Raw genomic sequence first — 14,571 nt, forward strand, 5'->3', positions numbered from 1 at the left:
ACACCGGCCGGTCCGGCACCTAGGGTGGGCCGAATGGGGCTGCGAATCGTCGCCAGCCGCCCGGACCCGGCGATCCTCGGGCTGCCCTGGTCGGTGCCACTGGAGGAGTGGACCGACCAGCACGTCGTCCCGCTCCCCCGCGGGCTCTCCCGCCACGTGGTCCGGATCGTGCGCCTGGGCCAGCGGACCTACGCGGTCAAGGAGACCGTCGAGCCGATCGCGTTCCGCGAGTACCGGCTGCTGCGCGACCTGCAGCGGCTGGGGCTGCCGGCGGTGACCCCGCTGGGCGTGGTCACCGGCCGGACCGACGCCGAGGGCGAGGAGCTGCCGGCCGCGCTGCTGACCGAGCACCTGCGGTTCTCGCTGCCCTACCGCAGCCTGTTCGCCCACGGGCTGGGCGCCGACAACGTCCCCTCGCTCATCGACGCGCTGGTCGTGCTGCTGGTGCGGCTGCACCTGGCGGACTTCTACTGGGGCGACGTGTCGCTGTCGAACGTGCTGTTCCGCCGCAACGCCGGCGGCTTCGCGGCGTACCTGGTCGACGCCGAGACCGGCGAGCTGAAGTCCTCGCTCTCGCGCCGGATGCGCGAGTACGACCTCACCGTCGCCACCGAGAACGTCTTCGCCGAGCTGCTGGACCTGCAGGCCAGCGGATCGCTCGACGCCTCCGCGGCGGCCGCGGAGATCGCCCTCTCCATCCGGGCGCGCTACGACGAGCTGTGGACCGAGCTGACCGACGTCGAGGAGTTCTCCCCCGCCGAGATGTGGCGCATCGAGCAGCGCATCGAGCGACTCAACGACCTGGGCTTCGACGTCGACGAGCTCGACATCGTCACCGACTTCGACGGCGACCGGGTCCGGATCCAGCCCAAGGTCGTCGAGCTGGGCCACCACTGCCGCGAGCTGCAGGCCCTCACCGGCCTGAACGTCGAGGACGCCCAGGCGCGTCGGCTGCTCAACGACATCGCGGCCTTCACCGCGACCAACGACCTGGGCCGCGAGGACCGCAGCCTGGTCGCGAACCGGTGGCTGACCCAGGTCTGGGAGCCGCTGGTGGCGATGATCCCGCCCGCGCACCGCGGCAAGCTGGAGCCGGCCGAGTTCTTCCACGAGGTCCTCGTGCACCGGTGGTACCTCTCCGAGCGGGCCGGCCGGGAGGTCAGCATCTTCGAGACCGCCGCCGACTACGTCGCCCACGTGCTGCCCGCGCGGCCGGAGGAGGCCGTCGCCACGGACCTCGCCCCCGAGGCCTCGTCCGGCTGAGCGCGGCGCCCCGGGCGAGCCCGGCGCTCAGCGGACCGCTGCCGCCTCGGAGGTCTCGTCGAGCTGGAGGGCGACGTAGTCGCCCACCTCGAAGCGGCCGTTGGTCTGCAGGTCCACGGCCTGGATCCCGACCGGCCGGCCGTCGCGGTAGGTCAGCAGGCTCACCTGGGCGGCACGCCGGATCTTGCTACCGACCGCGATGGCGTACGCCGCCCCGCCCGTGGTGCCGGTCGTGTAGGTCCACCCGACCCCGCCGGACCCCTCGTTCCCGGAGTCGCCGCCCTCGGCGACGATCGGGTCCGGCCCGCTCTGCACGTGCAGGTGGCCGCCGACCACCAGGTCGACGCAGCCGCGCCGCAGCGCCTCGCGGCCCAGGTTGGCGTCGTGGACCAGCACGGTGCCGACCCGCTGCCCCTCGTCCTCGGCGGCGGCGCAGGCAGCGTCGGCGAGCCGGTCCCCGACCTCCTCGAAGCTCAGCCCGGTCTCGTCGCGCCAGCTGCCCAGCCCGCTGGAGCGGGGGTCGTCGACGCCGAGGAGCGTGGACCCGTCGGGCCCCTCGACCACCTCGCCGTCGAGCATCGTCCAGCCCAGGTCGGCCAGGTAGCGGCTGACGAACGAGCCGTGGTCGTGGTTGCCGGCGACCGCCCACCGCTGGTCCTGGTAGGGGCCGTCGTCGAAGGCCGCCGTGATCGAGTCCAGCGAGAACGCCTCCCAGGTCCGGCCCGTGGAGGTGTCGTCCCCGGCGTCGAAGACCGCGCTGGCCCCGGCGGCGTCGCCGATGGCGCGCGCGACCTTGTCCATGCCGATGTTGTCGTGGCGGTCGGAGACCAGCACCGCGACGGTCTCGTCCTCGGCGGGCGTGCGCAGGTCCAGGTCGGCCGCGGCCTCCGCCGCGGTGGCGTAGAACGTCTTGGACTTCTCGTAGGTGTCCACGGCGCTCTCGATCAGGCGCCGGGTCTGGCTCGTGGTCACGTCGCCGCGGACCTCCAGCCGGGCCGCCTCGTCCGGCAGTGGGACCTCAGGGCCCAGGAAGTCCGCGAGCGTGGTCCACTCCCGGCTGGGATCGTCCTCGTCCTGCTCGGTGCTCCCCCAGGGCACGACGACGCCGGCCACGATGGCAGCGGCGACGACCACCGCGAGCAGCCCGCGCCAGGTCGGCAGCTGCGCCAGCAGCTCACGGCGACGGGTCCGGCCGATCAGCAGCCAGACCAGCACCGGCACCGCGGCGAGCAGCGCGCCGCGCACGGCGGCTTCCAGGGCCATGTCCTCGAGGCTGGAGCGGATCCGGGACTCCACGCCGTCGGGCTGGCTGGCGAGGTAGCCGTACCGGGCCACCAGGGCCTCGGTGGACTCCGCGTCGGTCTTGCCGAGCTGGACCTCCACGCCGAGCCGGCTGCCGGAGTCCAGCCGCAGGTCCGGCAGCACCGGGCCGGTGTTCACGACGACCTCGGAGGAGAGCGTCGGCGTGATCACCGCGTCGTGGCTGGCCACGGTCACCGCGCGGTCGGTGTTCAGGAACAGGGCGGTGCCGAGCACGCCGGCCAGCACGGCCCACGCCAGGAGGTAGCCGAGCACGACCAGGGCGCGGCCGGCTTGACCGCTGGCCGGCTCCGGGGCGCTGGCGGGCTCGGTCTGCTCCGGGTCGCTCACCAGCGACTCAGGCGCCGCGGGCGCGGGCGATCGCGTAGAGGGCGACGCTCGCGGCCACGCCGGCGTTGAGCGACTCCAGCGAGTTGGCCATCGGGATCGAGACCAACTGGTCGCAGGTCTCCCCGACCAGGCGGGACAGGCCGTCGCCCTCGGCGCCGACCACGAGGACCAGCGGGCCCTCGGCGAGACCGTCGGGCGCGACCAGCTCGGGCAGCGTCAGGTCGCCGTCCGCGGCCAGGCCGACGACCATGCAGCCTGCCTCCTGGTACTCCTTGAGCTGGCGGACCAGGTTGACGGTCTGCGCGACCGGCAGCCGCGCCGCGGCGCCGGCGCTGGCCTTCCAGGCCGAGGCGGTCATGCCGGCGGCGCGCCGCTCGGGGATGACCACGCCGTGCGCTCCGAAGCCGGCCGCCGAGCGGATCACCGCGCCGAGGTTGCGCGGGTCGGTGACGTGGTCCAGCGCCACGATCAGCGGCGGCTCCACGTTGGCCGCCGCGGCGTCGAGCAGGTCGTCGGGGTGGGCGTACTCGAAGGCCGGGATGCGGGCGGCCAGGCCCTGGTGGACCGCACCGCCGGTGAGCCGGTCCAGCTCGTTGCGGCTGACCTCGAGCAGCGTGATGCCGTTCTCGGCGGCGAGCTTGAACGCCTCGCGCAGGCGTCCGTCGCGCTCGGCGCCCTCGGCGACGTAGAGGCCGTTGGCGGGGACGCCCTCGCGCAGCGCCTCGACGACCGAGTTGCGGCCCGCGACCCACTCGGCGTCGCTGCTGGCGCTGCGACGCTGCTTGGGTCGGGCGGCGGCGGACCGGTCGACCTTGTTGGCCTGCTTGTAGGCCTTGTGGTTGGGGCGCTCGAAGGCCTTGGGCGTGGGGCCCTTGCCCTCCAGGCCGCGCTTCACCCGCCCGCCGGAGCCGGCCGTCGGCTTCTTGCTGGTCTTGCGGATCGCGCCCTTGCGGCTCGAGTTACCTGGCATCAGGCGATGCTCCATCTGGGTCCGTCGGGGGTGTCGGTGACGTCGAGGCCGGCGGCCTTGATCCGGTCGCGGATCTCGTCGGCGGTCGCGAAGTCCTTGGCCGCGCGGGCGGCGGCCCGCTGCTCGAGCAGGCCGGCCACCAGCACGTCGACCGCGGCGCTGAGCTGCTCGTCGCTGCTGGCCGGGGCGCCCCAGGCCGGGTCCTGCGGGTGCAGGCCGAGCACGTCGAGCATGGCGAGCACCGAGCCGGCGAGCGCGTCCTGCTCCGGGCCGGGCCCGAGTCGGTTGCCCTCGCGGACCGCGTCGTGGATCACCGCGACCGCTGCGGGGGTGCCGAGGTCGTCGTCCATGGCCGCCGCGAACGCCGCCGGCAGCTCGGCCGACGACGCGGGCGTGGCCCGCTCCAGGAAGCTCTCGATGCGGCGCAGGCCGACCGCCGCCTCCTCCAGCGCCTCGAAGCTGAACTCCACGTGGCTGCGGTAGTGCGCCGAGACGAGGTAGTAGCGCAGCTCGATGCCGCGGAAGCGCTGGAGCACCGACGGGATCGCCAGCGAGTTGCCCAGCGACTTGCTCATCTTCTCGCCGGCGGTGGTGATCCAGGCGTTGTGCATCCAGTACGTCGCGAAGTCGTGGCCGGCGGCGCGGGACTGCGCCAGCTCGTTCTCGTGGTGCGGGAAGCGCAGGTCCACGCCGCCGCCGTGGATGTCGAACGCGGTCCCGAGGTACTTGCCGGCCATCGCCGAGCACTCGATGTGCCAGCCCGGCCGGCCGCGGCCCCAGGGGCTCGGCCAGGACGCGGTCGCCGGCTCGGTGTCCTTGTGGCCCTTCCACAGCGCGAAGTCGCGCGGGTCGCGCTTGCGGGCCACGAGCTCGGGGTCGACGTCCTCGGCGGCCTCCATCTCGTCGATGCCCTGGCGGGTCAGCGCGCCGTACTCGGGGAAGGAGCGGACGTCGAAGTACACGTCGCCGGAGCCGTCGGCCGCGGCGTAGGCGTGGCCGCGCTCGACCAGCTCGCCGATCAGCTCGATCATCTCCGGGACGTGACCGGTCGCGAGCGGCTCGTAGGTGGGCGGAGCGACGTTGAGCGCGGCGTACGCGCGGTCCAGCTCGCGCTTCATCCGGGCGGCCAGCTCGTACCAGTGCAGGCCCTGCTCGGCGGACTTGGCGAGGATCTTGTCGTCGATGTCGGTGACGTTGCGGATGAACGTGACAGCGAAGCCGCGGTGGCGCAGCCAGCGCTGCAGGACGTCGAAGTTGACCCCCGAGCGGACGTGTCCGACGTGCGGCTCGGACTGCACGGTCAGGCCGCACAGGTACAGGCCGACCGCCCCGTCGCGCAGGGGCACGAAGTCACGGACCGAGCGGGTCGCGGTGTCGTAGAGCCGGAATGTCACCCCGCCATTCTAGGGAGCGGCGACACCTGCGCCCGCATCCGCGGGCTCGGGGCGGCCGAAGCACCCGGCCGTGTGACAGGCGGGACAGGAGTGGCGACCTGTCGTACCGTGGTCGGGTGCTTCCCCCCACCGCCGCCCGCCGCCGTCCCCCGCACCGTTCCCAGCACCGTTCCCAAGGCCGTCCCCGTCCGGCATCGCTCGCCGCCGGCCTCGGCCTCGCCCTGGCCACGAGCGTGCTCGCCGCCCTTCCGGCCGCGGCCGCTCCCGCGGCTCCGGCCGCCGCGGCCCGCGCCGGCGAGAGCCGGGTCGACCTGGCCCGCTGGGACAGCACCCGGCAGCTGGCCACCGGCGCGGTGCGCGGAGCCAAGGTCAAGCGCGGCAAGGTCGCCTTCGCCGCCCGGGGCGGAGCCCGCCGCCTGGGCGGTACGACGTACGACGTCGCGAGCTGGACCTCCCGGTGGACCGCGCCGGGGCTCGACTTCACCCAGCTGATCGCCTCCTGGGAGGCCCGCACGCCCGGGAACTCCCTGGTCGAGATCAAGGTCCGGGGTCGTGACGCGGCCGGCAAGCGCTCCAGCTGGGACGTGCTGGGCCGCTGGGCCGAGAACGACCAGCACGTGCGCAGCACCAGCCTCGGCGCCCAGGCCGACGACCTGGCGCGGGTGGACGTGGACACCTGGAGCGCCGCGGCGCCGGCCGGCCTGCGCAGCTACCAGGTCCGGGTCGCGCTGCTGCGCCAGACCCGCACCCGGGCGGTCCCGAGCGTGGACGCGGTGCACGTGATGACCTCCCGGGTCCCGAAGGGCGGCACCGTCGCCACGTCCGCCCCCGGCGTGGCCCGCGGCACCGTGCTCGACGTGCCGCGCTTCTCCCAGATGACCCACGCCGGGCACTACCCGCGCTGGGGCGGCGGCGGGCAGGCCTGGTGCTCGCCCACCTCGACCTCGATGGTGCTCGGTCACTACGGCGCGCTGCCGCGCCGCAAGGCCTACTCCTGGGTGCCCGCCGGCCACCCGGACCCGGTCGTCGACCACGCCGCGCGGCGCACCTACGACCACCGCTACCGCGGCACGGGCAACTGGGCCTTCAACACGGCGTACGCCGCCCCGCGGGCCGGCAACGCGTTCGTGACCCGCCTGACGTCGCTGCGCGAGGCCGAGCAGCTCATCGCCGCCGGGATCCCCGTGGTCGCCTCGGTCTCCTTCCGCGCGGGCCAGCTCACCGGCGCCCCGATCTCCTCGACCGCCGGCCACCTGCTGGTGATCGTCGGCTTCACCGCCGACGGCGACGTGGTCGTGAACGACCCGGCCGCGCGGACCCGCGCCGGCGTCCGCCGCACCTACGACCGCGGCCAGTTCGAGAACGTCTGGCTGCCCACCTCCGGCGGCCTGGCCTACGTCATCCACGACGCCGAGCACCCGCTGCCGCCGAGCTCCGGCAGCTGGTGAGCTCCGGCAGCTGGTGAACCGGGAGGCTCAGGCCTCGCCGACCGAGACCTCGACCTGGTGCCACCCGGTGGCGCCCTCGGGGATCGGCTGCGCCTCGACGCCGGTCTGCACCAGCCCGGCCCGGTCGGTGGCGCGGACCCGCAGCACGTGGTCGCCGGCCTCGAGGGGCACGGTCAGCGCCCACTGCACCCAGGTGTCGACGTTGGGCGTCGCGGCGAGCTCGGCCTGCTGCCAGGGCCCGCCGTCGACGGCGACCTCCACCCGCTCGATGCCGGTGTGCTGCGCCCACGCCATCCCGGCGACCCGCACGTCGCCGGCGACCAGGTCGTCGTCGGAGCCCGGGACGTCGATGCGGGAGGCGATCTTCACCGGCCCCTGCTCGGACCAGCCGCGCTGGGTCCAGAACGCCTCGACGTCCTCGAACCGGGTGACCTCGAGGTCGACGACCCACTTGGTCGCCGAGACGTAGCCGTACAGGCCCGGGACGATCGTGCGCACGGGGAACCCGTGGTCGATCGGCAGCGGCTTGCCGTTCATGGCCACCGCCAGCATCGCGTTGCGCTCGTCGGTCAGCGCCGCGAGCGGGGTGGCGCAGGTCCAGCCGTCCTCGGAGGTCTGCAGCACGGCGTCGGCCCCGGCCCGCACGCCGGCCTCGGCCAGCAGGTCGGCGAGGCGGACGCCGCTCCACCAGGCGTTGCCGACCAGCGAGCCGCCGACCTCGTTGGACACGCAGTTCAGCGTGATCCAGGACTCGGTGATCTGCCGGGAGATCAGGTCGCGGTAGTCCAGCTCGATCACCCGGTCGACCAGCCCGTGGATCCGCAGCCGCCAGTCGACCGGCTCGATGGTCGGCACCACGATCGCGGTGTGGATCAGGTAGAAGTCCTCCACCGGCGTCACCCACGGCGTCACGCCCTCGACGCCGACCCGCACCGCCGGTGACGGGTCCGGCTTGGTGACCCCCACGATCTTCAGCAGCCGACGGGTCTGCTCGACGTGGCGCCGGCCGCGACCGACCGCCCGCCCGACGATCCCGAGCCCGGCGGCGACCCCCGCGACCAGCACCATCCGCACCAGGAAGCCCCGCCGGTCGGCGCCGGCCGCGGGGTCCTCCCCGGTCGCCGCCACGGCGGCCCGCTCGTGGCGGCGCAGCGGCTCGGTCAGCAGTGAGAGGCAGACCAGCCAGGTGGCGAACCCGACCGCCACCGGCACCAGGTCGACGGTCTGCGCCTCGCGCTGCACGAGCACTGCGTACGCCCCGACGGTCGTGAGCACGACGTAGACCAGCACCGGGGCCCACCAGCGCCGCCGCGCGAGCGCGCCGGTCCAGGCGAAGACCAGGCCGACCAGGACCACGATCAGGACCAGGAGCACCGCCTTGTCGGCGAACCCGAGCAGCTCGACCGCCCGCTCGGCCACCGGGCCCGGGGTCCAGCGGATCACCAGCTCGGCGACCGCCACGACCGGCGACTCGCGGATGGTCAGGGCCATCGCCGCCGCGTAGCTCGTGAGCAGGCCGGCCAGGCCGGCCACCAGGCCGGCGAGCCACCACGATCGGGACGTCGTCACGGGCCCGATTGTCTCGCACGGCAGAATCGGACCCGTGCCGACCGCCCCGCAGCCGCCCCTGGACCCCTTCGCCCGGTTGCGCACCGGGATCGGCACCGACGTGCACCGGCTCGTCGACGGCGTGCCGATGCACCTGGCCGGGCTGGCCTGGCCCGACGAGCCACAGGGCCTCGAGGGCCATTCCGACGCGGACGTCGCCGCCCACGCGGCGTGCGACGCGCTGCTCTCCGCGGCCGGCCTGGGCGACCTCGGCAGCAACTTCGGCACCGCCGACCCGGCGTGGGCGGGCGCGGCCGGCGCGGCGCTGCTGGCCGAGACCGCGCGGCGGGTCCGGCAGGCCGGCTTCACCGTCGGCCACGTCGCCGTGCAGGTGATCGGCAACCGGCCGCGCCTGGGCCCGCGGCGGGCCGAGGCGGAGGCGGCCCTGTCGGCCGCCGTCGGGGCGCCGGTGACCGTGTCGGCGACCACGACCGACGGGCTCGGCCTCACCGGTCGCGGCGAGGGCGTCGCGGCGATGGCGACCGCCCTGGTGCTCGCCCCCGCCTGATCCGGAGGGCGGCGGCGCCCTCAGGCCACGTCGTCCTTGCGCTGGCCGATCAGCACGACCCCCTCGACCACCCGGACCCCGTAGGCGGGCACGGAGACGTGGCTGTCCTCCAGGCAGCGGCCGGTGCGCAGGTCGAAGGCCTGCCGGTGGGCGGGGGACGCCACGAACGGCACCTCGCCGCGCCGCCCGACGATGCCCCGCGCCAGCACCGAGTGCCGCGCGAGCGGGTCGTGGTTGCCCAGGGCGTAGATCGCACCGTCGGCGGTGCGGAAGATCGCGACGGCCTGGCCGTGCACCAGCGCCGTCGCCCCGCGATCGACCTCCAGGTCGGCGACCGGGCAGACCGGCTGCCACTCCTCACCGCTCGACGAACCCGGGCTCACCGCGCCACGACCGAGATGGGCTGCGACATGTGGCCTCCTCCGCCGCTGCATGGCCCCGACCGTAGGTCCGGCGCGCTCGCCGCGATGTTCCCGGCATGTAACGGTCAGGAAAACCCTCGCCCGGGCCCCGGCGGGGGCCGGTAGCCTCGCCGGGTGCCCGACCCCTCCCCTGCCGCCCCCTCCTCCGCCATCGTGATCCTCGGCGCGGGCTCCGGGAGCCGGGTCGGCGCCGAGCTCAACAAGGTCCTGCTGCCGCTCGGCGACCGCCCGGTGCTGGCCTGGTCGGTCACCACCGCGCTCGCGGTCCCCGGGGTGCGCCGGGTCGTCGTCGTGGTCCGCCCCGGCGAGGCCGAGGCCGTCTCCGCCGCGCTCGCCGGCCACCTGGGCGACGCCGAGGTGCTGCTGGTCGAGGGCGGCGGGTCGCGGCACGCCTCGGAGTGGAACGCCGTGCGCGCACTGGCGCCGGAGATCGAGGCCGGAGAGGTGGACGTGGTCGCCGTGCACGACGGGGCGCGCCCGCTGGCCGACCCCGCGCTGTTCGCCGCGGTCCTGGCGGCGGCCGTCGAGCACGGCGGCGCGCTCCCGGTCGTGCGGCTGCCCGGGCTGGTGACCACGGACCTGGCACCGGCGCCGGGTGACCTGGCCGGCGTCCAGACGCCGCAGGCCTTCACGGCGCGGTGGCTGCTCGCGGCGTACACCGCGGCCGCGGCGGAGGGCTTCGAGGCGACCGACACCGCCGGCTGCCTGGCCCGCTACACCGACGTGCGGATCGCCGCCGTCCCGAGCAGCGCCCGCAACCTCAAGGTCACCTTCGCCGAGGACCTCCCGGTGGCCACCGCACTCCTGGGCCCCGCGCTCCTCGGACCCGCGCCGGAGTCAGCCGCCCGGTGAGGTGAGGGCCTCGAGGACGGCGAGGTCGTCGAGGTCGGCCACCCGGCGGGCCGAGGCCGGGGCCTCGACGGAGGCGACGGGGAACCGCGTCGCCAGCTCGCCGACCACCGCGACCAGGTCGGTGCCGGGCCACCCGGGCAGCGCGGCCACCACGGAGGCGGGCAGCACGACCGGGGAGGCCAGCGCCAGCAGCCCGGCCCGGTCCACGGTGGCGCCGACCTGCTCGCCCTCGACGTGCTTGACGGTGTCGGTCACCGGACGGACGCCGACCACCACGGTGTCCCCGGCGACCGCCCGCGCCACGCACTCGGCGAGGTACCCGGGCGGCGTCATCGGGCAGAGCGCGTCGTGGAGGACGAGTGGCTCCTCGGCCTCCTGCACCACCGACCAGGGCGTACCGAGGTCGAGCGGCAGCACCCCCGCCTCGCCGAGCGCCCAGGCGGCGCACGCGACCAGCGCCTCGCCGTGGACCAGTGCGTACGGCAGCGAGCCGCGGTCCGCGTCCAGGACGACGCCGAGGGCGGGCGGCGCCTCGGCCGGCTCAGGCAACTCGGTCATGGAGCTTCTCCTCGCAGGCGGGCCGGACCAGGCAGGTCGGACTTAGCGGATCGGACATGGGGTCAGACATGGGGATCAGACATGGAACGACCGCGGCCCCCGGTTGCCCGGGAGCCGCGGTCGACAAGCTGTGGTTCAGGAGGCGAGGACCTCGTCGAGGATCGCCTCGGCCTTGTCCTCGTTGGTGCGCTCGGCCAGGGCGAGCTCCGAGACCAGGATCTGCCGGGCCTTGGCGAGCATCCGCTTCTCGCCGGCGGACAGCCCGCGGTCACGCTCGCGGCGCCACAGGTCGCGCACGACCTCGGCGACCTTCATGACGTCGCCGCTGTGCAGCTTCTCCAGGTTGGCCTTGTAGCGACGCGACCAGTTGGTCGGCTCCTCCACCTGCGCGGCACGCAGCACGTCGAAGACGCGGTCGAGGCCTTCCTTGTCGACGACGTCGCGCACGCCGACGAGGTCGAGGTTGCAGGCCGGGACGCGCACGACCAGGTCCTGCTGGGCAACGATCCGAAGGACGAGGTACTGCCGGTCCTCCCCCTTGATGGTCCGCATCTCGATGTCCTCGATGACTGCGGCCCCGTGGTTCGGGTAAACAACCGTTTCGCCTACGGTGAAAGTCATGTGTCAGGTACCCCTTCCTAGGGGACCGAGTCTAGCACGGCCCCGGACCGGCCTCCGGAACGTTTCCGCAGGTCAGAGCCACATTGGGGTATTGACAGCGATCCACCACCTGTGATGGCCGCCGGGACCGGAGCTCCCGCGAGACGACGAAAACCGCAGGTGAGCGCGGCAATCGCGACCAACGCCCAGCCGTTGGTCGATACTGCCGGGCATGGCGAGAACCAGGCCGTGGCGGCCCCGCAGCACCGCTCCCGAGACCGGCCCGGAGCCCGATCCACAGCCCGATCCACAGCCCGGGCCGGCGTCCGGGCCACGGCGGCCCCTGCAGCACCGGGGCCCGCTCCCGCTGCTGCGCGCCGCCCACCCCCGCCAGGCGGTGCTCACGGCGGCCGGCCTCGCCCTGGCGGCGGCACTGAGCGACCGGCCGGCCCGCGAGGTCGGGCTCGTCTTCGCCACGGTCCTGGTCGGCCAGGCGGTGCTCGGCTGGCACAACGACCTGGTCGACCGGGAGCGGGACCGGCGCCACGACCTGCCCGGCAAGCCGGTCGCGCAGGGCGTCCTGGACCCGGGCAACACCTGGTTCGCCCTGCTCTGCGCGGTCCTGCTGCTGGTCCCGCTGGCGGTCTCGACCGGAGTCACGGCCGGCTGCTTCTACCTGCTCTCGGTGGCGGTGGGCATGCTCGGGAACGTCGTGCTGCGCACCGGCGCCCTGTCCTGGCTGCCGTGGGCGGTGTCCTTCGCCCTCTACCCCTGCTACCTCTCGTACGGCGGCTGGGGCGGCGCGGCCGTCGGGGACGCTCCCGAGCCGGTCGTCGTCGTGCTGTTCGCGCTGCTGGGCGTCGGGGTGCACGTGCTGCGGGCCCTGTGGGGCCTGGTCCCCGACCACGAGGACGGCTGGACCTACCTCCCCCTCAAGGCCGGCCTGCGCCTCGGCACCTCCCGGCTGCTCCTCGTGACCGCCGTCTACCTGTGCCTGGTGCTGACCGGGCTGGCCCTCGCGGGCACCTGGGTGGGGCTGCGGGCCTGAGCGCCGCTAGGCTGGGCCCCACGTTTCGCGCCCGCTCGACCCGAAGGCAACCAGAATGCAACTTCGTCGCACGTTCGCCCTCGTCTCGGGCACCCTCCTCCTGACGGCTCCCCTGGGCGCCTGCGGCTTCGACGTCGCCACCGACCGGATGTACACCCCGGCGGCCGGCACCAACGCCCGCGACTACGACGTCGACATCCTCAACGCCGTCGTGGTCACCGGCCAGCCCGGCTCCGGCACGTTCGTCACGGCGCTCTCGAACGCCTCCGCCGAGCCGGTGACGCTGCGCTCGATCTCCGCCCCGGGCGTCGAGATCGAGGGCTTCGAGCCCATCGAGGTCCCCGCGGACAACGGGTTCGTGAACCTGGAGGACGAGGACATCTACGTCACCGGAGACGTCGAGGCCGGCCTGGTGATCCCGATGACGCTGAAGTTCGACAACGGCGACACCGTCGAGATCGACGTCCCGACCGTCACCAACTGCGACGAGTTCGAGGGCCTGGACACCTCCGTCGAGGCGGGCGGCGGGGCTGCCGGGGACACCGACGGCTCCGACGAGGTCATCACCTACTCCTGCGAGGTCGAGCACGCCGGGGGCGGGCACTGATGTCCACCCTGATCCTGCTCCGCCACGGCGAGAGCGAGTGGAACGCCAAGAACCTCTTCACCGGCTGGGTCGACGTCCCGCTGACCGACAAGGGTCGCGCCGAGGCCGAGCGCGGCGGGGTCCTGATGAAGGACGCCGGCCTGCTCCCCGACGTCGTGCACACCTCGCTGCAGCGCCGGGCCATCACCACTGCCGGGATCGCCCTCGACACCGCCGACCGGCACTGGATCCCGGTCAAGCGCTCCTGGCGCCTCAACGAGCGCCACTACGGCGCCCTGCAGGGCAAGAACAAGACGCAGGTCAAGGACCAGTACGGCGAGGAGCAGTTCATGCTCTGGCGCCGGTCCTTCGACGTCCCGCCGCCGCCGCTGGCCGACGACGACCAGTACTCCCCCGTGGGCCTGCCGCAGTACGCCGACCTCGGCGAGGAGCTGCCCCGCACCGAGTGCCTCAAGGACGTCATCGCGCGCTTCCTGCCGTACTGGGACGCCGAGATCGTCCCGGACCTGCGCGCCGGCCGCACGGTGCTGGTGGCCGCGCACGGCAACAGCCTGCGGGCCCTGGTCAAGCACCTGGACCAGATCAGCGACGAGGACATCGCCGGGCTGAACATCCCCACCGGCATGCCGCTGCACTACGACCTCGACGACGACCTGCGCCCGCGGGTCTCCGGCGGCACCTACCTGGACCCCGAGGCAGCGGCTGTGGCCGCGGCCGCGGTCGCGAACCAGGGTCGCTGAGCAGCAGCGGGCGAGGCACGAGCCCGCTGCGTGGGCTCAGCGAGATCGAGCAAGCCCCGCGGGCGAGGAACGAGCTCGCGACGGGCGCGTCGAGATCCGGTCAGGCATGAGCGGGCCGCGTCGGCTCACGCATCGACCTCGCGCCGGTGCTGGCCGGTGACGACGAAGACCACCCGGTTGGCGACCGACACCGCGTGGTCGGCGATCCGCTCGTAGTAGCGGCCCAGCAGCGCGACGTCCACCGCGGCCTCGACGCCGTGGCTCCAGTCCTCGGAGAGCAGCTCGGTGAACGAGCGGCGGCGCAGCCGGTCCATCTCCTCGTCCACCCGGCCGAGCTCGAGGGCCGCCTCGACGTCGCGGGTGCTGATGATCCGGCCGACGTCGCCGACCATCCGCTCGGCGACCTCCGCCATCCGGACCACGGTGGGGCGCACCTGGTCGGGGACCGCGGTGCGCGGGGTGCGCAGCCGGGCGATCTTGGCGACGTGCACCGACAGGTCGCCCATCCGCTCCAGCTCGCTAACCATCCGCAGCGCGGAGACGATCACGCGCAGGTCGCCGGCCACCGGCTGCTGCAGGGAGAGCAGCGTGAACGCGGTGTCCTCGACCCGCTCCCGGGCGCGGTCGATGTCGGCGTCGGCGCTGATCACCCGCTCCGCCGTGGTGGCGTCGCCGGTCAGCAGGGCCGCTGTCGCCCCTCGGACCGACGCCTCCACGTCGGCGCAGATGCTGGCGAGGTCCTCGAACATGCCGTCGAGCTGGTCACGGAAAGCGTCGCGCATGGCGGTGACGGTAGGCGCGCCAGGTGACCGGCAGGGGGGCTACGGGGGGACTGCGGTGAACGCAAGGTGAACATCACCGACCCCGGGCCGGACCGGCTCAGCCGCGGGCGCCGGGCCCCGT

15 protein-coding genes are annotated in these 14,571 nt (G+C 74.2%); 7 read left to right on the plus strand and 8 right to left on the minus strand.

Going from position 1 to position 14,571, the window contains the following annotated elements:
• Positions 1-33 precede the first annotated feature (33 nt).
• On the plus strand, positions 34-1,263 hold the full coding sequence (locus EBO35_RS16785) for a DUF4032 domain-containing protein (RefSeq protein ID WP_122818741.1): 1,230 nt from the start codon (positions 34-36) through the stop codon (positions 1,261-1,263).
• Between the two features lie 27 nt (positions 1,264-1,290).
• On the opposite strand, the gene EBO35_RS16790 is transcribed toward EBO35_RS16785, so the two are convergent.
• Genes EBO35_RS16790 through cysS form a run of 3 tightly spaced genes read right to left on the minus strand, consistent with a single transcriptional unit; the run spans position 1,291 to position 5,277 of the window.
• Positions 1,291-2,913, minus strand: a complete 1,623-nt coding sequence (locus EBO35_RS16790) for a metallophosphoesterase (protein WP_206422587.1) — start codon at positions 2,911-2,913, stop codon at positions 1,291-1,293.
• Between the two features lie 7 nt (positions 2,914-2,920).
• A complete protein-coding gene (rlmB, locus tag EBO35_RS16795; protein WP_122818742.1) occupies positions 2,921-3,883 on the minus strand; it encodes a 23S rRNA (guanosine(2251)-2'-O)-methyltransferase RlmB in 963 nt (320 codons plus the stop codon).
• Positions 3,883-5,277 carry a cysteine--tRNA ligase gene (gene cysS / locus EBO35_RS16800; RefSeq protein ID WP_122818743.1) on the minus strand — a complete coding sequence of 465 codons (1,395 nt, stop codon included), beginning with the start codon at positions 5,275-5,277 and terminating at the stop codon, positions 3,883-3,885. Before cysS ends, rlmB begins: the two co-directional genes overlap by 1 nt.
• Before the next feature lie 116 nt (positions 5,278-5,393).
• Between cysS and EBO35_RS16805 the strand changes: the two genes are divergently transcribed.
• Positions 5,394-6,725 carry a peptidase C39 family protein gene (locus EBO35_RS16805; RefSeq protein ID WP_164478009.1) on the plus strand — a complete coding sequence of 444 codons (1,332 nt, stop codon included), beginning with the start codon at positions 5,394-5,396 and terminating at the stop codon, positions 6,723-6,725.
• 27 nt (positions 6,726-6,752) lie between these two features.
• On the opposite strand, the gene EBO35_RS16810 is transcribed toward EBO35_RS16805, so the two are convergent.
• Entirely contained in the window at positions 6,753-8,294 is a 1,542-nt protein-coding gene (locus EBO35_RS16810) for a molybdopterin-dependent oxidoreductase (RefSeq protein ID WP_122818745.1), read from the minus strand.
• A 34-nt stretch (positions 8,295-8,328) separates the two neighbouring features.
• On the opposite strand from EBO35_RS16810, the gene ispF reads away from it, so the two are divergent.
• A complete protein-coding gene (ispF, locus tag EBO35_RS16815) occupies positions 8,329-8,841 on the plus strand; it encodes a 2-C-methyl-D-erythritol 2,4-cyclodiphosphate synthase (RefSeq protein WP_396954359.1) in 513 nt (170 codons plus the stop codon).
• 20 nt (positions 8,842-8,861) lie between these two features.
• On the opposite strand, the gene nirD is transcribed toward ispF, so the two are convergent.
• Complete coding sequence (nirD, locus tag EBO35_RS16820) at positions 8,862-9,224, minus strand: nitrite reductase small subunit NirD (RefSeq protein ID WP_241153744.1); 363 nt, start codon at positions 9,222-9,224, stop codon at positions 8,862-8,864.
• A 153-nt stretch (positions 9,225-9,377) separates the two neighbouring features.
• Between nirD and EBO35_RS16825 the strand changes: the two genes are divergently transcribed.
• Positions 9,378-10,115, plus strand: coding sequence for an IspD/TarI family cytidylyltransferase (locus tag EBO35_RS16825; protein ID WP_206422588.1), 738 nt, complete (start codon positions 9,378-9,380; stop codon positions 10,113-10,115).
• Here EBO35_RS16825 and EBO35_RS16830 read toward each other — a convergent pair.
• Together EBO35_RS16830 and EBO35_RS16835 are read right to left on the minus strand one after the other, a co-directional pair.
• A complete protein-coding gene (locus EBO35_RS16830; RefSeq protein WP_122818747.1) occupies positions 10,101-10,673 on the minus strand; it encodes a 2-C-methyl-D-erythritol 4-phosphate cytidylyltransferase in 573 nt (190 codons plus the stop codon). The genes EBO35_RS16825 and EBO35_RS16830 overlap by 15 nt on opposite strands.
• 135 nt (positions 10,674-10,808) lie before the next feature.
• Entirely contained in the window at positions 10,809-11,294 is a 486-nt protein-coding gene (locus EBO35_RS16835) for a CarD family transcriptional regulator (RefSeq protein WP_122818748.1), read from the minus strand.
• Between the two features lie 211 nt (positions 11,295-11,505).
• On the opposite strand from EBO35_RS16835, the gene EBO35_RS16840 reads away from it, so the two are divergent.
• Genes EBO35_RS16840 through EBO35_RS16850 form a run of 3 tightly spaced genes read left to right on the plus strand, consistent with a single transcriptional unit; the run spans position 11,506 to position 13,668 of the window.
• Positions 11,506-12,321: a UbiA family prenyltransferase gene (locus EBO35_RS16840; RefSeq protein WP_122818749.1), complete on the plus strand. Its 816-nt coding sequence runs from the start codon at positions 11,506-11,508 to the stop codon at positions 12,319-12,321.
• Between the two features lie 55 nt (positions 12,322-12,376).
• The gene (locus EBO35_RS16845; protein ID WP_122818750.1) at positions 12,377-12,928 is read left to right on the plus strand and encodes a copper chaperone PCu(A)C; all 552 of its coding nucleotides are present in this window, start codon (positions 12,377-12,379) and stop codon (positions 12,926-12,928) included.
• Positions 12,925-13,668: a phosphoglyceromutase gene (locus tag EBO35_RS16850; protein ID WP_241154001.1), complete on the plus strand. Its 744-nt coding sequence runs from the start codon at positions 12,925-12,927 to the stop codon at positions 13,666-13,668. Before EBO35_RS16845 ends, EBO35_RS16850 begins: the two co-directional genes overlap by 4 nt.
• Before the next feature lie 125 nt (positions 13,669-13,793).
• Here EBO35_RS16850 and phoU read toward each other — a convergent pair whose 3' ends face one another.
• Positions 13,794-14,450, minus strand: a complete 657-nt coding sequence (phoU, locus tag EBO35_RS16855) for a phosphate signaling complex protein PhoU (RefSeq protein WP_122818751.1) — start codon at positions 14,448-14,450, stop codon at positions 13,794-13,796.
• Between the last annotated feature and the right edge of the window lie 121 nt (positions 14,451-14,571).

This window comes from Nocardioides pantholopis (genome assembly GCF_003710085.1).
Lineage (GTDB): Bacteria > Actinomycetota > Actinomycetes > Propionibacteriales > Nocardioidaceae > Nocardioides > Nocardioides pantholopis.